The sequence below is a fragment of the Aeromonas sp. MTB genome (assembly GCF_056632455.1).
Genome location: NZ_CP147026.1, coordinates 2,269,061 through 2,289,188, shown reverse-complemented (window position 1 = coordinate 2,289,188; position 20,128 = coordinate 2,269,061). Strand labels below are relative to the sequence as shown.

Here is a 20,128-nt window from a genome sequence, read left to right as displayed (position 1 = left end):
GATTGCTCCGGCGGCTTTCTATTTTGTGCGAGTTGCCAGTCTTTGGCTGCGTCAGCTCTTCTGGATATCCAGCCGGATAGCGCCGACCGGTTTGCAGCAGCAGGGTAGGCACTCCCCCTGAGCGACAAATGCCAAGGGCACCGCAGGATAGTGCACCTTGCCAGCCATCAGCGGAGTGCGGCAGGCGCCGCAATAGCCGCTGCGACACTGGAATTCCACATGATGACCGTGGCGCTGCAGGGTCTCCAACACGCTTTCGCCGGGATGGGCGTGCAGCACGGCACCATCCCGGGTATGTACCCGTGGTGCCACGACCGCATGCTGTTCGGCAGGTGCGTGCGGGGCAGGGGTCAGCGTGTTGGTGGCGTCACTCACAGCTCGAAATCACCCAGGTCATCGGCATTGACTTCGCTGTCGATCTGACCGACCAGATAGGAGCTGACCTCTACCTCTTGCGGGGCGACCTGCACGTTGTCGGATGACAGCCAGGTGTTGATCCAGGGGATCGGGTTCTGCTTGGTGCCGGCAAAGGCTGGCTGCAAGCCGACCGCGCTCATGCGCAGGTTGGTGATGTACTCCACATACTGGCAGAGGATGTCCTTGTTCAGGCCGATCATGGAGCCGTCCTGGAACAGGTACTCGGCCCACTCTTTCTCCTGAATGGCCGCTTCCTTGAAGATCTCGAAGCAGGCCTGTTCGCACTCGGCGGCGATCTCGGCCATTTCCGGGTCATCCTGGCCGGTGCGCATCAGGTTCAGCATGTGCTGGGTGCCGGTGAGGTGCAGCGCTTCGTCGCGGGCGATCATCTTGATGATCTTGGCGTTGCCTTCCATCAGTTCACGCTCGGCGAAGGCAAAGGAGCAGGCGAAGCTGACGTAAAAGCGAATTGCTTCCAGCGCGTTGACGCTCATCAGGCAGAGATAGAGCTTCTTCTTGAGCTCGCGCAAGGTGATGGTCACTTCGCGGCCCGCGACGGTGTGGGTCCCTTCACCGTGCAGGTTGTAGAGGGCGGTCGCTTCGATCAGGTCGTCGTAGAAGTGGCTGATGGAGCCGGCGCGCTTCAAGATCTGCTCGTTGGTCACGATGTCGTCGAACACCTGGGCGGGGGTGTTGACGATATTGCGGATTATATGGGTGTAGGAGCGAGAGTGGATGGTCTCCGAGAAGGCCCAGGTCTCAATCCAGGTTTCCAGCTCCGGAATGGAGACCAGCGGCAGCAGCGCCACGTTGGGGCTGCGGCCCTGAATGGAGTCCAGCAGGGTCTGGTACTTCAGGTTAGAGATGAAGATGTGCTGCTCGTGGGGCGGCAGGGCCTGATAGTCGATGCGATCACGGGAGACATCCACCTCTTCCGGGCGCCAGAAGAAGGAGAGCTGCTTCTCGATCAGCCGCTCGAACACTTCGTGCTTTTGTTGATCATAACGGGCTACGTTGACCGATTGGCCAAAAAACATCGGCTCTTTGAGCTGGTCGTTTTGGGTTTGGCAGAAAGTTGAATAGGCCATGGTTACCAGAATATGTGAATAGAGAAAACAGGAGAGCGGGAGCTTCATGCTCCCGCCCGGTTATCAGTTCTTGCCGTGACTTAGATTTTGCAAGCCCCGCCAGCGCAACCGTCATCTTGCAGATCGGTCTGGGCATCGTCTGCACCATCACGGGTGTTGTGATAGTACAGGGTCTTGAGACCGTATTTGTAGGCGGTCAGCAAGTCCTTGAGCAGCTGTTTCATCGGGACCTTGTTGCCTTCGAAACGGGCTGGGTCGTAGTTGGTGTTGGCGGAGATCGCCTGATCCACAAACTTCTGCATGATACCGACCAGCTGCAGGTAGCCGTCAACGCTCGGTTGCTTCCAGAGCAATTCGTATTGATCTTTCAGGCGATCATACTCGGGCACCACCTGTTTGAGAATGCCGTCTTTGGAGGCCTTGACCGACACCAGACCGCGTGGCGGCTCAATGCCGTTGGTGGCGTTGGAGATCTGGCTGGAGGTCTCGCTCGGCATCAGGGCGGTCAGGGTGGAGTTGCGCAAGCCCACGGACTTGATCTCTTCACGCAGACTTTCCCAATCCAGATGCAGCGGCTCGTTGCACAGCGCATCCAGATCCTTCTTGTAGGTGTCGATGGGCAGGATGCCCTGGGCATAGGTGGTCTCGCCAAACAGCGGGCAGGGGCCGAACTCGCGGGCCAGCTGCACGGAGGCTTTCAGCAGGTAGTACTGAATGGCCTCGAAGGTGCGGTGAGTCAGCGCCAAACCAGAGCCGTCAGAGTAGCGGGCACCGTTTTTGGCCAGGTAGTAGGCGTAGTTGATGACGCCGATACCCAGGGTGCGACGACCCATGCTGCCCTTCTTGGCGGCGGCAATCGGGTAGTCCTGATAGTCGAGCAGGGCGTCGAGGGCACGCACGGCCAGATCGGCCATCTCTTCCAGATCTTCCAGCTTGTCGATGGCACCCAGGTTGAAGGCGGAGAGGGTGCACAGTGCGATTTCGCCACTCTCGTCATCGATGTTGTTGAGCGGCTTGGTCGGCAGCGCAATTTCGAGGCAGAGGTTGGACTGGCGTACCGGCGCCACGCTCGGGTCGAACGGGCTGTGGGTGTTGCAGTGATCCACGTTCTGGATGTAGATGCGACCGGTACCGGCACGCTCCTGCATCATCAGGGAGAAGAGGTCTACCGCTTTCAGAGTCTTCTTGCGAATGGCCGGATCCTGCTCGTACTTGACGTAGAGCTCTTCAAACTTGTCCTGATCGGCGAAGAAGGCATCGTACAGACCCGGCGCATCGGACGGGGAGAACAGGGTGATGTCACCGCCCTTGATCAGGCGCTGGTACATCAGCTTGTTGATCTGCACGCCGTAGTCCATGTGACGAACACGGTTCTCTTCCACGCCGCGGTTGTTCTTCAGTACCAGCAGGCTTTCCACTTCGGTGTGCCACAGCGGGTAGAACAGGGTGGCCGCACCGCCGCGCACGCCGCCCTGGGAGCAGCACTTCACGGCAGTCTGGAAGTATTTGTAGAAGGGGATGCAACCGGTGTGGAACGCTTCGCCGCCACGGATGGGGCTGCCCAGACCGCGGATGCGCCCGGCGTTGATACCGATACCGGCGCGCTGGGAGACATAACGCACGATGGAGCTGGCGGTGGCGTTGATGGAGTCCAGGCTGTCGTCGCATTCGATCAGTACGCAGGAGCTGAACTGACGGGTCGGGGTGCGCACGCCGCTCATGATCGGGGTCGGCAGGGAGATCTTGAAGGTCGAGACCGCGTCATAGAAGCGCTTGATGTAGTCCAGACGGGTATCTTTCGGATACTTGGAGAAGAGGCAGGCCGCAACCAGCATATAGAGGAACTGCGGGCTCTCGTAGATCTCGCCGGTAACGCGATTCTGGACCAGATATTTGCCTTCCAGCTGTTTGACTGCCGCGTAGGAGAAATCCATGTCGCGCCAGTGATCCAGATGGGTGTTCAGCTCTTCGAATTCGGCCTGGGTGTAGTCTTCCAGCAGGTGCTTGTCGTACTTGCCCATGTCCACCAGACGAGCCACGTGCTGGTAGAGGTGGGGCGGTTCGAACTGGCCGTAGGCCTTCTTGCGCAGGTGGAAGATGGCCAGACGGGCTGCCATGTACTGGTAGTCCGGGGTCTGCTCGGAGATGAGGTCAGCCGTCGCCTTGATGATGGTTTCGTGAATGTCGGCGGTACGGATACCGTCATAGAACTGGATGTGGGATTTGAGCTCTACCTGGGAGACCGACACGTTGTCGAGCCCTTCGGCGGCCCAGTCCAGCACGCGGTGAATTTTATCCAGATCGATGGGTTCTTTGTGTCCGTTACGCTTCGTCACAAACAAGTTCATTGGCTGATGACCTTCAGTTGATTCCCGAAAAACCATCGCACAATGGCGCCATCCAGGCTCCGGCGGTGTGCGGGAGTTGGGTAGAGATTGTGCGATGAATCACAAGATGTAGTGTTATTTTAAGTTCGAGCTACAAGATAGTGAGGTCAGCCCGCCATTGCAATGTGTGGATAAGTGACGAGCTGTGGATAAATTGTGAGTCTTGCCCCATCAGTTAGTGACTGCTCACAGTGAGCGGGTTTTCATTCGTCCGCTCCGCTAAAAGCAAGTCTCCCGATCGAAGATGGAAAATTTAAATAACTTTTTTTGCTTGCGAAACGGGGGGCTTTTTACTAGCAAACGGCGGCTGATTATCCCTTATGCAACAAGGGTCAAAAGCTGTCCAGTTGTCGCAGCCGCGGGTTCAGCGTGGCAAGGGCTTTGCATCAGATGACGGTGGTTTGTGGCCGCTTTTTGACGGCTGTGAGCTTGTCAAATGGGTATCCAACAGGCAGAAAGCTGCCTTTATTATCCATGAATAGACGAGTTATGGTGGCGCAGGACGCAGGAGCGTAAAGGAAGAGATGCAAGGGGCGGAGAGTCTCTTCGCCCCCGTTTTCGCCTATCAGCCGGTAAGGCTGCGCGTTACACCTTGGCCGTCAACTCATAGCGCAGCCAGTGGTGCAGGGCTTGCACGGTATCAAAGTGCAGTTCGGCGCCCCACTGGGCGGGATCTTCCTCATCATTGAGATAGCCCCAGCCAGCGACCGCGGTGCGCATGCCGGCGTTGCGGCCCGCTTCGATATCCCGCACATGATCCCCCACATAGAGGCAGTGAGCTGCTTCGACCCCCAGCTTCTCACAAGCAAAGAACATGGGGGCGGGGTCGGGCTTGCGTACCGGCAGGGTGTCGGCACTGACCGTCACGCCGCAGCTGGCGAGCTCTGGCAGGGCTGCCAGCAGTGGCTCGGTGAGAAAGCCCGGCTTGTTGGTGACTATTCCCCAGGGGAGCTGTTTCTCGTCGAGCCACTCGATAAGATCCACCATTCCCTCATAGGGACGGGTACCGACGCAGAGATTGGCCGCGTAGTAGTCGAGAAGGGCATTGCGCAGGCGGGTGGCCCCCAGCTCTTCAAGCAGTTCGTCGCCGAGGCCCGCTTTCAGCAGCCCTAGCGCCCCGTGGGAGGTGGTCTGACGAATGATGTCGTCAGAGAGCGGCGCAAAGCCTTCGCTGATCAGCACGTGGTTGACGGCGGCACCCAGATCCGGGGCTGTGTCGAGCAGGGTGCCATCCAGATCGAACAGCACACCGCGCAGGGGAAGAGGGCGAGAGGCGTTCATCAGCCGTGCTCCGGGCGGACAAACTCCACCATATAGTTGACGTCGACATTCTTGCCGAGCTTGAACTGGTTGGTGAGGGGGGCGTAGTGGACGCCGCTCATGTCCCGCACCAGCAGGCCAGCAGCTTCACCCATGCGACACAGTTCGGCTGGGGTAATGAATTTTTTGTGATCGTGGGTACCCTTGGGCACCATCTTCATCAGGTATTCGGCCCCGATGATCATCATCAGATAGGATTTGGGGTTGCGGTTGATGGTGGAGACGAACACCCGGCCGCCCGGGCGCACCAAGGTGGCGATGGCGCGCAGCACGGAGGCGGGGTCCGGCACATGCTCCAGCATCTCCATGCAGGTAACCACATCATACTGGCCCGGTACTTCGGCGGCATGGGCTTCGGCTGTGATCTGGCGGTATTCGAGCTCGACACCCTGCTCCAGGGCGTGCAGGCGGGCGACGCCGAGGGGCTCCTTGCCCATATCGATGCCGGTGACCCTGGCACCACGGCGGGCCATGCTCTCGGAGAGGATGCCGCCACCACATCCGATATCGAGAATGCGCTTGCCAAACAGACCGCCACTTTTGTCGGTGATCCAGTCAAGGCGTACCGGATTGATTTGATGCAGGGGTTTGAATTCACCTTCCATGTCCCACCAGCGGGAGGCGATGGCGTCAAACTTGGCGATTTCTGTCAGATCGACATTGGCATCACTGTTCATTTTTCGAAGATCCTGTGGCAGGGCGCCCGCTTCTGAGTCATGGGCGCAATCTATTGTCCTGGCGGGCATTATAACGGACGGACTTTGTCACACCAGCCCGATCTGATACCCGATTTGTGGCTTAAGGTATTTGGCTCAGTGTGTTACCATGTCGCGCTGTTTAAGCCAAAGAACAACTAATTAGGGATAAGGCTTTCTATGAGCGATCTGGCCAGAGAGATCACGCCGGTCAACATCGAAGAAGAGCTCAAGAGTTCCTATCTTGATTACGCCATGAGCGTGATCGTAGGACGAGCTCTGCCGGATGTGCGTGATGGCTTGAAACCGGTTCACCGCCGCGTTCTGTTTGCTATGAACGAGTTGGGGAACGACTGGAACAAGCCCTATAAAAAATCGGCCCGTGTGGTCGGTGACGTAATCGGTAAATATCACCCGCACGGCGATATCGCTGTGTATGACACCATTGTCCGGATGGCGCAGGATTTCTCCATGCGTTACATGCTGGTCGATGGTCAGGGCAACTTCGGTTCAGTCGACGGCGACAGCGCCGCGGCGATGCGTTATACCGAAGTGCGGATGGCCCGCATCTCCCACGAGCTGCTGGCTGATCTGGACAAAGAGACCGTGGACTGGGTGCCGAACTATGACGGCACCGAGATGATCCCGGCGGTCATGCCTACCAAGGTTCCTAACCTGCTGGTCAACGGCTCCTCCGGTATCGCGGTGGGCATGGCGACCAACATTCCGCCTCACAACCTCACCGAGATTGTCAATGGCTGCCTGGCGCTGATCGAAAACGGCGACCTCACCATTGACGAGCTGATGACCTACATCACCGGCCCGGATTTCCCCACCGGCGGCATTATCAACGGCCGTTCCGGCATCGTGCAGGCGTACCGTACCGGTCGTGGCTCCATCTATGTGCGGGCCAAGGCTGAAGTGGAAGTGGACGAGAAGACCAGTCGCGAGACCATCATCGTTCACGAGATCCCCTATCAGGTGAACAAGGCTCGACTGATCGAGAAGATCGCCGAGCTGGTCAAAGAGAAGAAGATCGAGGGCATCAGTGCCCTGCGCGATGAGTCTGACAAAGACGGCATGCGCATCGTTATCGAGATCAAGCGCGGCGAGTCCGGCGAGATTGTGCTGAACAATCTCTACAAGCACACCCAGATGCAGACCACGTTCGGCATCAACATGGTGGCGCTCGATAACAACCAGCCCAAGGTGATGAACCTTAAAGAGATCCTGGATGCGTTCCTGCTGCACCGCCGTGAAGTGGTGACTCGCCGGACCGTGTTCGAACTGCGCAAAGCGCGGGATCGGGCACACATTTTGGAAGGTCTGGCGGTTGCGCTGGCCAACATTGATCCCATCATCGAGCTGATCCGCCACAGCGCGACCCCGGCCGACGCGAAAGCGGGCCTGGTTGCCAAGGGCTGGGAACTCGGCAACGTGGCCGCCATGCTGGAAAAAGCGGGCGACGACGCGGCACGGCCAGAGTGGCTGGAGCCGGAGTTCGGTATCCGTGAAGGCCAATACTTCCTGACCGAACAGCAAGCCCAGGCCATCCTTGACCTGCGTCTGCACAAGCTGACTGGCCTCGAGCACGAGAAGATCCTGGAAGAGTACCAGTCTCTGCTGGATCTGATTGCCGAGTTGCTGCACATCCTGGCGAGCCCGGCTCGTCTGATGGAAGTGATCCGCGATGAACTGCTGGCTGTGCGTGAGCAGTATGGCGACGAGCGTCGCACCGAGATCAGCATGTCCAGTGCCGAGATCAACATCGAAGATCTGATCACCCCGGAAGACGTGGTGGTTACCCTGTCTCACCAGGGCTATGTGAAGTATCAGCCGCTCTCCGACTACGAGGCCCAGCGCCGCGGCGGTCGTGGCAAGTCGGCCACCCGGATCAAGGAAGAGGACTTTGTGGAGCGTCTGCTGGTGGCCAACACCCACGACACCATTCTGTGCTTCTCCACCCGTGGCAAGGTCTACTGGCTCAAGGTTTACCAGCTGCCGGAAGCGTCCCGTGGCGCCCGTGGTCGTCCGATCATCAACCTGCTGCCGCTGGAAGAGGGTGAGCGTATCACCGCTATCCTGCCGGTGAAGGAATATGACGCCGAGAAGTATGTCTTCTTCGCCACCGCCAACGGTACCGTGAAGAAGACCAGCCTCTCTGACTTCAGCCGTCCGCTCTCCTCCGGTATCCGCGCCATCAACCTCAAAGAGGGTGATGAGCTGATCGGGGTAGATATCACCGATGGCAGCAACGAGATCATGCTCTTCTCCGATGCGGGTAAAGTCGTTCGCTTCGCGGAAGGCAGCGGTCGCGCCGATGCCGATGTCAGCGATGACGTTGAAACCGACGACGATGCCGGTAATGACGATGATGGCAGCGACAACGGCGAAGGCACCGAAAGCAAGGGTACCTTCAAGGGCGTGCGTCCCATGGGTCGTACCGCCGCCGGTGTCCGTGGCATCAAGCTGGGCGCCGGTGACAAGGTGGTTTCCCTCATCGTTCCGCGCGGCGAAGGTGCCATCCTCACCGCAACCGAGAACGGTTACGGTAAACGGACTGCGTTGGCCGAATACCCGACCAAGAGCCGTGGTACCCAGGGCGTTATCTCCATCAAGGTGGATGAGCGCAATGGCAAGGTGATCGATGCGATCCAGGTCGAAGATACCGATCAGATCATGCTGATCACCAACGGCGGTACTCTGGTGCGTACCCGTGTTGCCGAGGTGAGCGTCATTGGCCGTAACACCGGCGGTGTCCGTCTGATCCGTACCGGTGAAGACGAGACCGTGGTTGGCCTGCAGCGTATCGCCGAGAGCGACGAAGACGAAAACGACGCTTTGGCCGTTGACGGTGAGGTATCTGAAGGTACCGATACCACGACCGGCACTGATGCGGTCGATGCTGGGGAAGCGGGCGACGAGTAATCGTCACCAGTTACCCGAGCAACGTCTCTGAGCAAAAAGAGCGACCCTGGTGGTCGCTCTTTTTATTTGTCTGTTTTTTATGACTCTACGCTGCTCTTACGGCTGGATCACTCCTGCAGCCACATTCTGGCGCTGCGGGCAGGAATGGCGACCCGTACCCACTGGCTCTGTACGTTGACTACGGCGCCTTGGTCGAGCACGTCCCGATAGTTGCGATACCAGTTCATCTCGAACCTGGCGGTATCGAGCCAATACTCCTGCTCATAGTCGCACTTGTTGATGCCGACCAGCCCCTGTTTGCCCCGTTTGAACAGCACGAAGCAGTCACCGCTGCCGATCAGCTGCATGGGTTGACCCTGCACCGCATTGTGGAAGCGGATCATCCCCTTGAGATCGGCGCGCTGGTAGTAATCCTGCCAGCGCAGTCCATCCTTGGCCTGGGTCTCGCCGTGATCCGAATAGACCAGCGGCGAGCCACCATCGCGGCCGAGCAGGTAGGCATAGGCCAGCTTCTCGTCAGTCTGGCTTAAGAGCTGATAGCGGAAGCCGTCGTTAGTGGGGATGTCGTGGGTCACGGCAAAGGTGACGGCACGACTGCCCGGCAGCGCCTGACCATAGGCGCCCGGATCCGCCAGCAGGTTCATGCTGCCACCGTAACTGAAGGCACCGCGCAGGGAGGCAAACAGCGGAAAGTCATAGGCTCCCTGGCCGCTGCTGTCGAGGTAGGGTTTGAGGAAGCGCTCGTAATCGGTACTGCCAGCACCCCCAGTGGTGATCACCTCGCCAAACACGTGCATCCCCTGTTTGATTTCGGGGGTGAACACGGCATTGATCTGGTAATCGCTCATGTGTTTGACCGCATCGACCCGAAAACCCTTGATCCCCATCCCCTTGAGCGCCTTGAGATAGGCCTGTTGCTGACTCACTACCCAGTTGTTGGGATCCAGGTCCGGCAGCCCCTTGTCACCGGCACCGCCGCACAGCCGCCAGTACTGGACATGGCCTGGATTATTCCAGTCGGTGATGCACCCTTCGGGATGAAAATCCTGACCGGAGAGGAAGTTTTGCCCGAGATCGCCAAACAGTTTCTGGCGCTCGAAATAGGCCGGGTTGCTGGCGTAGCTTTGCAGCAGCTCGTTGCCGGGATAGTTGAGGTCCTGGCGTTTCCAGCTCTCGTTGGCCATGTGGTTGAGTACCACGTCGGCATAGACGGCGATGCCCCGCGCCTTCATGGCGGCGATCAGTTGCTCGAGCTCCTGCTTGTTGCCAAGGGGGGAATCGACAAGACGCAGATCCTGCGGCTGGTAACGAGCCCACCACTCGCTGCCTGATGACTTGAGAGGTGGTGAGATGAGTACCTGTTTGTAACCGGCCGACTTGATAAGGTCGGCTTTGGCGGTCACTTCACTGTACTTCCAGTTGAAGGCGTGAAGTATGACGTCGGCGTGCGCCAAGGGGGCGATCAGCATGCCTGCGATCGCCCATATTCCCGCTGTGTGTTTCATTATTGTGTCCCTGTTTTTATAGATGCCTGAATGGGCAACCCAGCTTTGGCGGGAACAGGGTGGGTTGCAATCCACAACCTGCAGATTTGTGACCACTTTCAGGATGATTTCGCCGATTATGTGAGCTATTTCGGCTTTTCCTTGTCACGGCCAGTTGTCTTTTTACAAGTGATTTTTTTGTCATTTCCCTGTCATTCCCAGCCGCTATACTGCCAGGCGAGTGGTGCGTTGTTGCCATCACCTTCACCGTCAGGAGCTGCATATGACCAGTTGGATCACGTGGGAAATTTGGTGGAGCCGGGTATGGGGCGAGTCAGAGGTGCCGCAGTATGAAGAGGATGAGCACGAAGTGGCCCATGAACCCTCGCGGCTGCCGGTTGAAATGGTGCAACAGGGTCGGGATCAGCGCGCAGGCTAAGGCGTTAGCCCTCTCTTTAGCGGGTAGCGCTTTCTTGTCGCGGCAGGTCTTCCTCTCAACCTCTTGGCAAGCAAGGGTTTTGTGCTTGATGTGTGAAGGGCGTGAACAGGGGGATTAGAAGAGCGACAGCTGCTCCCCGGGGCGGATAAACCCATCCAGCCTGAGCTGAATATGGCGTTTGCCCAGATCAAGGCGTTTGCTGATAAGGCGAAAGCGCTGGGCCAGCAGATCGGCAAAGTGCCCCTCACCGCGCATGCGGGTACCGAAGGCGGTACTGTTGAGCCCGCCACCGCGGCTGGCTCGCAACTGATTCAAAATAGCCTCCTTCTGGCCCGGATAGTGGGTATCGAGCCAGTCATCAAATAGCGGCGCCAGCTCGTGGGGCAGGCGCAGCAGGATGTAATCGGCGCAGCTGGCGCCTGCCTCGGCAGCCGATTTGATGATCTGCTCCAGCTCCGGTTCATTGAGTCGCGGGATCATGGGGGCGGCCAGTACCCCCACCTGCACGCCAGCGTTGGCCAGCTTCTCGATCACTTTCAAGCGGCCTGCACCTGTGCTGGCGCGGGGCTCCAGCTGTCGGCGCAGGGTTTCGTTCAAGGTCGTCACCGACACCATCACCTGACACAGTCCCTCTCTGGCCAGCTCGGTCAACAGATCGAGGTCGTGCAAGATCATGGCGCTCTTGGTAATGAGCCCGACTGGATGGCGGTGGGCCAGCATCACTTCCAGCAACTGCCGGGTGAGGCGATAGCGCTGCTCGATGGGTTGATAGGGGTCGGTATTGGCGCCAATGAAGATGGTCTGTGGCTGATAGGCAGGTTTGGCAAACTCCCGGCGCAGCAGGTCGGCTGCATTGCGTTTGGCAAACAGCTTGCTCTCGAAATCGAGACCGGGGGAGAGCTCCAGATAGGCATGGCTGGGTCTGGCATAGCAGTAGATGCAGCCGTGTTCGCACCCCTGATAGGGGTTGATGGATCGACCAAAAGGCACATCCGGCGAGCTGTTGTAGCTGATGATGCTGCGTGCATCGATCTCCCGCACCTCGGTGCCAGGCACAGAAGAAGTGAAGGCGGCATCCCAATCGGACGATTGCCAGCCGTCATCGACCGCTTCGACAAGGGGGCCGCTAAAACGGTGATCGATATTGTGGGGGCTGCCTCGTCCTGCCATAGTGTGCACCGACACTGTTTATACATACAGTTATTTTGCAGGTGCCCCGGATAAATGGCAACAACTGCTGATCGTGCGGGTGCAAAAAGGGTTGTCGTAGGGATCTCTAGCTTGATCGCAGCGCTACATTTCGTTTACATAGACGAAATGAGAACTGGATCACGGAAATCATCATGAACCCCACCACTTCCCGCTGGCTGTTTATCGGTCTGCTCGCCCTTGTTATCTGGCGTCTGCTTCCGCTCTCCACCGAGCAGGAGATGGCTGCCGCCAACCGTGCCTGGCGTACCGGTCACTTCGATGAGGCGACCCGGATCTGGTCGCCACTGGCCGAGCAAGGGCAACCTAGGGCGCAAGCCTTGATGGGCTGGAGCCATGAGGTGGGGCAGGGGAGCGAGCAGGATATCCATCAGGCCATCAGCCTCTATCGCCAGTCGGCGCAGGCAGGGGATCCCTTCGGCCAATATCGGTTGGCAGAGCTCTATCTGCGCGGTGTTGGGGTCAAGCGAGATCTGCGCCAAGCCTTTCACTGGATGGATCAGGCTGCCCGTAATGGCGATGTCCCGGCCATGCTGAAAGTCGGTGTGCTTCATCTGATGGGGGTCAGCGGCAGGGTCGATTTGCCTCAGGCGAAACAGTGGCTCTATCAGGCGGCGCAAAAGGGCAACAAGCTGGCGCTTCAGGTGCTGCAAGAGCTGGCGCTGGCCGAGGAGGGGAGCAGTGACTTTGACTTCAACTGGCAATCTCTGCTTGGTGAATAGTCGGCAGGCGACTCATTTGACTGTAGAAAATATCTGCAAATCCGATACAGCACGCCAGACTTCTGGTAGCATGGGACCGTTTTGGCTTGGTTTGTCACGTTAGACATGTGGTTTACGTGTCAGGCCGTCTTCGCAAAGTGCTGTGGAGAACCAGAACATCACCTTTTTGAATCTCTTTTCCATCCCGCATGTGACCTTTGGTAGGGGTCACCACTGTATAAGGAAACACATAATGCCAATCATTACTCTGCCTGACGGCAGCCAACGTCAATTTGCCCACTCTGTTTCCGTCATGGATGTGGCTGCGGACATCGGTCCCGGTCTCGCCAAGGCGTGCATTGCCGGTCGGGTAAACGGTGAACTGGTGGATGCGTGCGAGCTGATCGAAGCCGATGCTGCGCTGGCCATCATCACCGCCAAAGACGAAGAAGGTCTGGACATCCTGCGCCACTCCTGCGCCCACTTGCTGGGTCATGCTATCAAGCAACTCTGGCCCCAGACCAAGATGGCCATCGGTCCTGTCATCGACAACGGCTTCTACTATGACGTTGATCTTGACCGTACCCTGACCGATGAAGATCTGGCTGCCCTGGAAGAGCGCATGCTGGCGCTGGTAGCCAAGGATTACGACGTCATCAAGAAGAAAGTCTCCTGGCAAGAAGCGCGCGATGTATTCGAGGCGCGCGGCGAGTCTTACAAAGTCGAAATCCTGGATCAGAACATTGCCCGTGATGACCAGCCAGGTCTCTATCATCACGAAGAGTACATCGACATGTGTCGCGGCCCGCACGTGCCCAACATGCGCCACTGCCACCACTTCAAGTTGCTGAAGATGTCCGGCGCCTACTGGCGTGGCGACTCCAACAACAAGATGCTGCAGCGTATCTACGGTACCGCCTGGGCTGACAAGAAGCAGCTCAAGGCCTATCTGCAGCGCCTGGAAGAGGCCGCCAAGCGCGACCACCGCAAGATCGGCAAGCAGCTCGACCTGTATCACATGCAGGAAGAAGCACCCGGTATGGTGTTCTGGCACAACGATGGCTGGACCATTTTCCGTGAGCTGGAAACCTTTATCCGCGGCAAGCTCAAAGAGTACGACTATCAGGAAGTGAAAGGTCCGTTCATGATGGACCGCGTCCTGTGGGAGCGTTCTGGTCACTGGGAGAAATACGCCCAGGCCATGTTCACCACCCAGTCCGAAAACCGCGAGTACGCCATCAAGCCGATGAACTGCCCGGGTCACGTCCAGATCTTCAACCAGGGTCTGAAGTCCTACCGTGATTTGCCGCTGCGTATGGCCGAGTTTGGTTCCTGCCACCGCAACGAGCCGTCCGGTTCCCTGCACGGTCTGATGCGGGTGCGCGGCTTTACTCAGGATGACGCGCACATCTTCTGTACCGAAGAGCAGATCATGGAAGAGGTCTCCGGCTGTATTCGTATGGTCTATGACGTCTACGGTACCTTTGGCTTCGAGAACATCGTGGTCAAGCTCTCCACTCGTCCCGAGCAGCGTATCGGCTCCGACGAGATGTGGGATCGCGCCGAGAAAGCCCTGGCCGAAGCGCTGGAGCTCAACGGTCTGAAGTACGATCTGCAGCCGGGTGAAGGGGCGTTCTACGGTCCCAAAATTGAATTTACCCTGCACGATTGCCTTGATCGTGCGTGGCAATGTGGTACCGTGCAGCTCGACTTTGCCCTGCCTGGTCGTCTGGGTGCCACTTATGTGGGCGAAAACAACGATCGCCATGTACCTGTGATGATCCACCGGGCCATCCTGGGTTCTATCGAGCGCTTCATTGGTATTCTGACTGAAGAGTACGCCGGTCTGTTCCCGACCTGGTTGGCACCGACTCAGGCTGTGGTCATGAATATCACGGACAATCAGGCCGATTATGCGGTGAAAGTAGCCAAAGCATTGAATGATGCGGGCCTTCGCGCAAAAGCGGACTTGAGAAATGAGAAGATTGGCTTTAAAATCCGCGAGCATACTTTGAAGCGAGTACCTTTCATGCTGGTCTGCGGCGATAAAGAAGTTGAAGCCGGTAAGATTGCAGTACGGACTCGTAAAGGGGCTGACCTGGGCACTTATCCTGTTGAAGAGTTCATCGCTCTGTTGACCCAGGAAGTTCAGACCCGCGGACAAAAGAAAGTGGAGGAATAAGCTATAAAAGGCGGAAAAAAACTGGGCAAGCAACCGCAAGCCCGCGCTCACCGGATCAATGAAGAGATCCGTCTGAAAGAAGTTCGTCTGACTGGTCTGGATGGTGAAGCCATTGGCATCACCTCCATTCAGGATGCTCTGAACTTGGCCGCAGAGGCCGGAGTTGATCTGGTAGAGATCAGTCCAAATGCTGAGCCGCCCGTTTGCCGGATCATGGATTACGGCAAATTCCTCTACGAAAAGAGCAAAACAACCAAAGAACAGAAGAAAAAGCAGAAAGTCGTCCAGGTTAAGGAAATCAAATTCCGTCCTGGCACTGACGAAGGCGACTATCAGGTAAAACTACGCAACCTGGTTCGCTTTCTGGAAGACGGGGACAAGGCTAAGGTCACCCTGCGCTTCCGTGGTCGTGAAATGGCCCACCAGGATCTTGGTATCAAGGTTCTGGAGCGCGTCAAGAACGATCTGGAAGAGTTGGCCGTAGTCGAGTCGTTCCCGAAAGTCGAAGGCCGTCAAGCTGTGATGGTCCTCGCACCTAAGAAGAAATCTTAAGGCCCACAAGAAATTGGCTCATGGGGCTTGCCCCATGAGTCGGTTCGCCTTGCGATTTTGTTGTCACTCACAATGCGGAGTATGAAATGCCGAAGATGAAAACCAACCGGGGTGCTGCAAAGCGCTTCAAGAAGACTGGCTCGGGTCGCTTCAAGTGCAAGCACAACCACCTGCGTCACATCCTGACCAAGAAGAGCAGCAAGCGTAAGCGTCAGCTGGGACCGAAATTCATGGTTTCTGCTGCCGACCACAAACGTGTTGTCGCTTGTCTGCCGTACGCATAAGGGGGGATGTGAAAAATGCCAAGAGTTAAACGTGGTGTGACTGCTCGAGCTCGTCACAAGAAAGTAATGAAAGCCGCCAAAGGTTACTACGGCGCCCGTTCCCGTGTTTACCGCGTAGCGGTACAAGCGGTAACCAAAGCTGGTCAGTATGCCTACCGTGACCGTCGCCAGAAAAAGCGTCAGTTCCGTCAGCTGTGGATTGCGCGTATCAACGCTGCAGCCCGTCAGAACGGTCTGTCCTACAGCCGTCTGATCAACGGTCTGAAGAAGGCTTCTATCGAGATCGATCGCAAGATCCTGTCCGATATCGCCGTTCACGACAAAATGGCTTTCACCGCCCTGGTTGAAAAAGCTAAAGCAGCTCTGGTTTAATCCAGTTCTGTTATAAACGCTAAAAGGAGGCTCAGGCCTCCTTTTTTGTATCTATAACTCTCTGTTTTACATTACTTTTTCCTTTCTCCCGCCCATATTATATCCACTGTTTTACACGAGCTGCATATTTCTCCACACAAGGTGATATGTGCGAGATGACCTGTTCTACAAATAGTTTATATGCCAACAAACTAGATATTTGTTCCATTATTTCAGGAGTTACGGTGAACCGATAAGACTCGCTTGATATAACAAAATGATTTGTAGGGAGAAAAGCCCACCTTAGCTATGGTCAGCGAAGGGGCTTTTTTTGTATTATTCCCCTCTTGACCTTATTTAGCCTAAAGGCTCCTGTACCGGGAGTGGTGACGAGGAAGACATGCAACAGCTTGAAGAAGTAGTCGTCAAGCCAGAGCCGAAATTGAGGGCGTGAGCGATATCGCTACCCTCGACGAAATCCGGGTCAAATATCTGGGTAAAAAGGGCTTTTTTACCGAGCAGATGAAGGGCCTGAGTGCCTTGTCTGCCGAAGAGCGTCCCGCCGCGGGCGCCGTGATCAACCAGGCCAAACAGCAGGTTCAGGATGCGCTAAACGAGCGTCGTGAAGCGCTCGAAGTTGCCGTGCTGAACCAGAAGCTGGCTGCCGAGACCATCGACGTCAGCCTGCCGGGTCGCCGCATCGAGAATGGCGGTCTGCATCCTGTAACCCGCACCATCGAGCGCATCGAGCGCCTGTTTGGCGAGATGGGCTTCAAGGTTGCCCGTGGTCCCGAGATTGAAGATGGCTTCCACAACTTCGATGCGCTGAACATTCCGGCTCATCACCCGGCGCGTACCGATCACGATACCTTCTACTTCAATCCTGATCTGATGCTGCGTACCCACACCTCGGGCGTGCAGATCCGTACCATGGAGCATCAGCAGCCGCCGATCCGCATCATTGCACCGGGCCGCGTCTATCGTAACGACTACGACATGACCCACACCCCGATGTTCCATCAGGTTGAAGGTCTACTGGTTGACGAGCATGCCAGCTTTACCGAGCTGAAGGGCATCCTGCACGACTTCCTGCGCAACTACTTCGAGGAAGACCTGACCATTCGCTTCCGTCCTTCCTATTTCCCGTTCACCGAGCCGAGCGCTGAAGTAGATGTGATGGGCAAGAACGGCAAGTGGCTGGAAGTGCTGGGCTGCGGCATGGTGCACCCGAACGTGCTGCGTTCGGTCGGTATCGATCCGGAAAAATACTCGGGCTTTGCCTTCGGCATGGGCGTTGAGCGCCTGACCATGCTGCGTTACGGGGTCAACGACCTGCGTGCCTTCTTCGAAAACGACCTGCGCTTCCTCAAGCAGTTCAAGTAAGGGCGAGAGAACATGAAATTCAGTAAATCCTGGGTGATGGAGTGGGTCCGCACCGAGTTGAGTGACAATGCACTGGCCGAGCAGATCACCATGGCCGGTCTGGAAGTGGACGCCGTGGAAGCGGTTGCTGGCCAGTTCAACAATGTGGTGGTGGGTGAAGTGGTCGAGTGCGCCCAGCATCCGGACGCCGACAAGCTGCGGGTGACCAAGGTCAACGTGGGTGAAGCCGAGCTGCTGGACATCGTCTGTGGCGCGCCGAACTGCCGTCAGGGCTTGAAAGTGTGTGTGGCCAAAGTAGGGGCGACCCTGCCGGGTGATTTCACCATCAAGAAAGCCAAGCTGCGTGGCCAGCCGTCTCACGGCATGCTTTGCTCTTTCAGCGAGCTGGGTATCGACGTTGAAGCCGATGGCATCATTGAGCTGCCGGCCGATGCCCCCATCGGTACCGATATTCGCGACTACCTCAATCTGAACGACGTATCCATCGATGTGGATCTGACTCCGAACCGTGCCGATTGCCTCGGTATCGCCGGTCTGGCTCGTGAAATTGGCGTGCTCAACAGCGTGGACGTGGTCGAGCCGACCTGGGCACCTGCAGTTGCCACCATTGACGCAACTTTTCCGATCCGGGTTGAAGCAACCGCCGATTGCCCCCGTTATCTGGGTCGCGTCATCAAGGGGCTGAACCTGCAGGCCCAGAGCCCGCTCTGGATGCAAGAGAAGCTGCGCCGTGGCGGCATTCGTTCCATCGACGCCATCGTCGACATCACCAACTACCTGCTGCTGGAATACGGTCAGCCGATGCACGCCTTCGATCTGGCTACCCTGGAAGGGGAACTGGTGGTGCGTCGCGCCCACACTGATGAGCCGATGACCCTGCTCGACGGCAACGAAGTTAAGCTCAAAGAGACCACTTTGGTGATTGCCGATGCCAAAGGCCCTGCCTGTATGGCCGGTATCTTCGGTGGCAACCGCACCGGTGTATCCGAGACCACCACCGACATCCTGCTGGAGTGCGCCTTCTTCGCGCCGCTCTCCATCACCGGCCGTGCCCGTGCTTACGGTCTGCATACCGACTCTTCCCATCGCTTCGAGCGTGGGGTGGATCCGCAGCTGCAAGCCAAGGTAATGGATCGTGCCACCCGTCTGCTGCTGGACATCTGCGGCGGTGAAGCCGGCCCGGTCATCGAGGTCAAATCCGATGCCCATCTGCCGAAAGCGGCACCCATCAAGCTGCGTCGCAGCAAGCTCGACAAGGTGATCGGTATCAGCGTGGCTGATGCTCAGGTGGTCGAGATCCTGACCCGCCTCGGCATGCAAGTCACTGTGGATACTGACGGTTGGACTGCGTTGGCGCCCTCTTGGCGTTTCGATATCGCCATCGAGGAAGATCTCATCGAGGAAGTGGCTCGCATCTACGGCTACAACAACATCCCGAACCTAAAACCCGCTGCCTCCTTGGCGATGGTGGAGCAGGCAGAAGGGCAGGTGACCCTGAAGCGCGTGCGCGACCTGCTGGTTGACCGCGGTTTCCAGGAAGCGATCACCTACAGCTTCGTTGATCCCAAGACCCAGCAAACCCTGTTCCCGCAGAGCGATGCCATCGTGCTACCGAACCCGATCTCGGTCGAGATGTCCGCCATGCGTGTCTCTCTGTTCCCGGGTCTGGTGCAGGCCGTCGTTTACAACCAGAACCGTCAGCAGCCGCGCGTGCGTCTGTTCGAGCAGGGTCTGCGTTTCATCAAGGATGAAAGCGCCGAGAACGGTATCCGTCAGGAGCCGATGCTGGCCGGTGTCATCACTGGCAACCAGAGCGACGAGCACTGGGACATCAAAACCCGCGCAGCCGACTTCTTTGATTTGAAAGGGGATCTGGAAGCGGTGCTCGACTTGACCGCCGAAGGGGCCACCTTTACCTTCGAGCGCACCGAGCACAGCGCCCTGCACCCGGGCCAGAGCGCAGCCATCCTGCGCAATGGCGAGATCATCGGCCACATCGGCGTGATCCACCCGAGCCTCGAGAAGAAGCTGGGCCTCAAGAGCCGTGTGGTGATGTTTGAGCTGGAGCTGGACAAGCTGACCCCGGCCAAGGTGCCTGTGGCAGCCGAAGTTTCCAAGTTCCCGGCGAACCGTCGCGACATCGCCGTCGTGGTCGATCGTCAGGTTCTGGCAGGTGATGTGCTTGCGGTAATTAAAAAAGTTGGCGGAAATCAGGTAGTTGGAATAAACTTGTTTGACGTATACCAGGGTGCTGGTATGGCAGAGGACAAGAAGAGCCTGGCCATCAGTCTTGTATTGCAAGACACCCAGCGCACCCTGGAGGAGAAAGAGATTGCCGAGACCGTAGACAATGTCGTGCGGGCCCTTGGTGAAGAGTTGAATGCATCCTTGAGGGATTGATCTATGGCGCTTACCAAAGCCGACATTGCAGAGCACCTGTTCACCCAGCTCGGGATGAGCAAGCGTGAAGCCAAAGATATGGTGGAAGCCTTCTTTGAGGAAATCCGACAGGCGCTTGAGCGTGGTGAACAAGTCAAGATTTCAGGCTTCGGTAACTTTGACCTTCGTGAGAAGAATCAGCGTCCCGGACGCAACCCCAAGACGGGCGAGGATATTCCTATCAGCGCCCGCCGCGTGGTGACCTTCCGGCCTGGCCAGAAGCTCAAGGCCAGGGTAGAAAATGTTGAACCCAACGAGTGATAAAAAGC

16 protein-coding genes and 1 pseudogene are annotated in these 20,128 nt (G+C 57.4%); 10 read left to right on the top strand and 7 right to left on the bottom strand.

From position 1 onward, the window contains the following. Positions 1–51: 51 nt before the first annotated feature. From yfaE to ubiG, 5 genes are all read right to left on the bottom strand, one after another. A complete protein-coding gene (gene yfaE, locus WBR25_RS10530) occupies positions 52–375 on the bottom strand; it encodes a class I ribonucleotide reductase maintenance protein YfaE (protein WP_429106676.1) in 324 nt (107 codons plus the stop codon). Continuing rightward, positions 372–1,505 (bottom strand): class Ia ribonucleoside-diphosphate reductase subunit beta, encoded by a 1,134-nt coding sequence (gene nrdB, locus WBR25_RS10525; protein WP_005336708.1) that lies wholly within the window; start codon positions 1,503–1,505, stop codon positions 372–374. Before nrdB ends, yfaE begins: the two co-directional genes overlap by 4 nt. An 80-nt stretch (positions 1,506–1,585) precedes the next feature. Further along, positions 1,586–3,853 (bottom strand): class 1a ribonucleoside-diphosphate reductase subunit alpha, encoded by a 2,268-nt coding sequence (gene nrdA / locus WBR25_RS10520; RefSeq protein WP_204383153.1) that lies wholly within the window; start codon positions 3,851–3,853, stop codon positions 1,586–1,588. Positions 3,854–4,477: 624 nt separating this feature from the next. Then, a complete protein-coding gene (locus WBR25_RS10515) occupies positions 4,478–5,173 on the bottom strand; it encodes an HAD family hydrolase (RefSeq protein WP_201946556.1) in 696 nt (231 codons plus the stop codon). Then, the gene (gene ubiG, locus WBR25_RS10510; RefSeq protein ID WP_128271357.1) at positions 5,173–5,889 is read right to left on the bottom strand and encodes a bifunctional 2-polyprenyl-6-hydroxyphenol methylase/3-demethylubiquinol 3-O-methyltransferase UbiG; all 717 of its coding nucleotides are present in this window, start codon (positions 5,887–5,889) and stop codon (positions 5,173–5,175) included. The genes WBR25_RS10515 and ubiG overlap by 1 nt, the downstream gene beginning before the upstream one ends. Before the next feature lie 198 nt (positions 5,890–6,087). Here ubiG and gyrA point away from each other — a divergent pair, with 198 nt between their 5' ends. Continuing rightward, complete coding sequence (gyrA, locus tag WBR25_RS10505) at positions 6,088–8,835, top strand: DNA topoisomerase (ATP-hydrolyzing) subunit A (RefSeq protein WP_019838754.1); 2,748 nt, start codon at positions 6,088–6,090, stop codon at positions 8,833–8,835. 107 nt (positions 8,836–8,942) lie between these two features. Here gyrA and WBR25_RS10500 read toward each other — a convergent pair whose 3' ends face one another. Continuing rightward, positions 8,943–10,340 carry an alpha-amylase family protein gene (locus WBR25_RS10500; protein WP_429056425.1) on the bottom strand — a complete coding sequence of 466 codons (1,398 nt, stop codon included), beginning with the start codon at positions 10,338–10,340 and terminating at the stop codon, positions 8,943–8,945. 262 nt (positions 10,341–10,602) lie between these two features. Here WBR25_RS10500 and WBR25_RS10495 point away from each other — a divergent pair, with 262 nt between their 5' ends. Next, positions 10,603–10,758: a hypothetical protein gene (locus WBR25_RS10495; RefSeq protein ID WP_005336695.1), complete on the top strand. Its 156-nt coding sequence runs from the start codon at positions 10,603–10,605 to the stop codon at positions 10,756–10,758. Between the two features lie 114 nt (positions 10,759–10,872). Here WBR25_RS10495 and WBR25_RS10490 read toward each other — a convergent pair whose 3' ends face one another. Beyond that, a complete protein-coding gene (locus WBR25_RS10490; RefSeq protein WP_429056422.1) occupies positions 10,873–11,928 on the bottom strand; it encodes a PA0069 family radical SAM protein in 1,056 nt (351 codons plus the stop codon). Between the two features lie 173 nt (positions 11,929–12,101). Here WBR25_RS10490 and WBR25_RS10485 point away from each other — a divergent pair, with 173 nt between their 5' ends. The 8 genes and pseudogenes from WBR25_RS10485 (at position 12,102) to ihfA (ending at position 20,120) form a co-directional block, all read left to right on the top strand. Beyond that, positions 12,102–12,689 (top strand): tetratricopeptide repeat protein, encoded by a 588-nt coding sequence (locus WBR25_RS10485; RefSeq protein WP_429056420.1) that lies wholly within the window; start codon positions 12,102–12,104, stop codon positions 12,687–12,689. Positions 12,690–12,921: 232 nt separating this feature from the next. Continuing rightward, a complete protein-coding gene (gene thrS / locus WBR25_RS10480; RefSeq protein ID WP_005336690.1) occupies positions 12,922–14,850 on the top strand; it encodes a threonine--tRNA ligase in 1,929 nt (642 codons plus the stop codon). Positions 14,851–14,853: 3 nt separating this feature from the next. Continuing rightward, entirely contained in the window at positions 14,854–15,402 is a 549-nt protein-coding gene (gene infC / locus WBR25_RS10475; protein WP_026034907.1) for a translation initiation factor IF-3, read from the top strand. Positions 15,403–15,488: 86 nt separating this feature from the next. Beyond that, a complete protein-coding gene (gene rpmI / locus WBR25_RS10470) occupies positions 15,489–15,686 on the top strand; it encodes a 50S ribosomal protein L35 (protein WP_005336688.1) in 198 nt (65 codons plus the stop codon). 15 nt (positions 15,687–15,701) lie between these two features. Further along, a complete protein-coding gene (rplT, locus tag WBR25_RS10465) occupies positions 15,702–16,058 on the top strand; it encodes a 50S ribosomal protein L20 (protein WP_005336687.1) in 357 nt (118 codons plus the stop codon). Positions 16,059–16,437: 379 nt separating this feature from the next. Further along, positions 16,438–17,420, top strand: a pseudogene (pheS, locus tag WBR25_RS10460) (phenylalanine--tRNA ligase subunit alpha). Positions 17,421–17,432: 12 nt separating this feature from the next. Beyond that, on the top strand, positions 17,433–19,820 hold the full coding sequence (gene pheT, locus WBR25_RS10455) for a phenylalanine--tRNA ligase subunit beta (protein WP_429106683.1): 2,388 nt from the start codon (positions 17,433–17,435) through the stop codon (positions 19,818–19,820). A 3-nt stretch (positions 19,821–19,823) separates the two neighbouring features. Then, positions 19,824–20,120: an integration host factor subunit alpha gene (ihfA, locus tag WBR25_RS10450; protein WP_005300715.1), complete on the top strand. Its 297-nt coding sequence runs from the start codon at positions 19,824–19,826 to the stop codon at positions 20,118–20,120. Positions 20,121–20,128: the final 8 nt, after the last annotated feature.

Coding starts and splice junctions, on each gene's coding strand:
- nrdB (WP_005336708.1), bottom strand. CDS start 1,505: ATGGCCTATTCAACTTTCTGCCAAACCCAAAACGACCAGCTCAAAGAG.
- nrdA (WP_204383153.1), bottom strand. CDS start 3,853: ATGAACTTGTTTGTGACGAAGCGTAACGGACACAAAGAACCCATCGAT.
- WBR25_RS10515 (WP_201946556.1), bottom strand. CDS start 5,173: ATGAACGCCTCTCGCCCTCTTCCCCTGCGCGGTGTGCTGTTCGATCTG.
- ubiG (WP_128271357.1), bottom strand. CDS start 5,889: ATGAACAGTGATGCCAATGTCGATCTGACAGAAATCGCCAAGTTTGAC.
- gyrA (WP_019838754.1), top strand. CDS start 6,088: ATGAGCGATCTGGCCAGAGAGATCACGCCGGTCAACATCGAAGAAGAG.
- WBR25_RS10500 (WP_429056425.1), bottom strand. CDS start 10,340: ATGAAACACACAGCGGGAATATGGGCGATCGCAGGCATGCTGATCGCC.
- WBR25_RS10495 (WP_005336695.1), top strand. CDS start 10,603: ATGACCAGTTGGATCACGTGGGAAATTTGGTGGAGCCGGGTATGGGGC.
- WBR25_RS10490 (WP_429056422.1), bottom strand. CDS start 11,928: ATGGCAGGACGAGGCAGCCCCCACAATATCGATCACCGTTTTAGCGGC.
- WBR25_RS10485 (WP_429056420.1), top strand. CDS start 12,102: ATGAACCCCACCACTTCCCGCTGGCTGTTTATCGGTCTGCTCGCCCTT.
- thrS (WP_005336690.1), top strand. CDS start 12,922: ATGCCAATCATTACTCTGCCTGACGGCAGCCAACGTCAATTTGCCCAC.
- rpmI (WP_005336688.1), top strand. CDS start 15,489: ATGCCGAAGATGAAAACCAACCGGGGTGCTGCAAAGCGCTTCAAGAAG.
- rplT (WP_005336687.1), top strand. CDS start 15,702: ATGCCAAGAGTTAAACGTGGTGTGACTGCTCGAGCTCGTCACAAGAAA.
- pheT (WP_429106683.1), top strand. CDS start 17,433: ATGAAATTCAGTAAATCCTGGGTGATGGAGTGGGTCCGCACCGAGTTG.
- ihfA (WP_005300715.1), top strand. CDS start 19,824: ATGGCGCTTACCAAAGCCGACATTGCAGAGCACCTGTTCACCCAGCTC.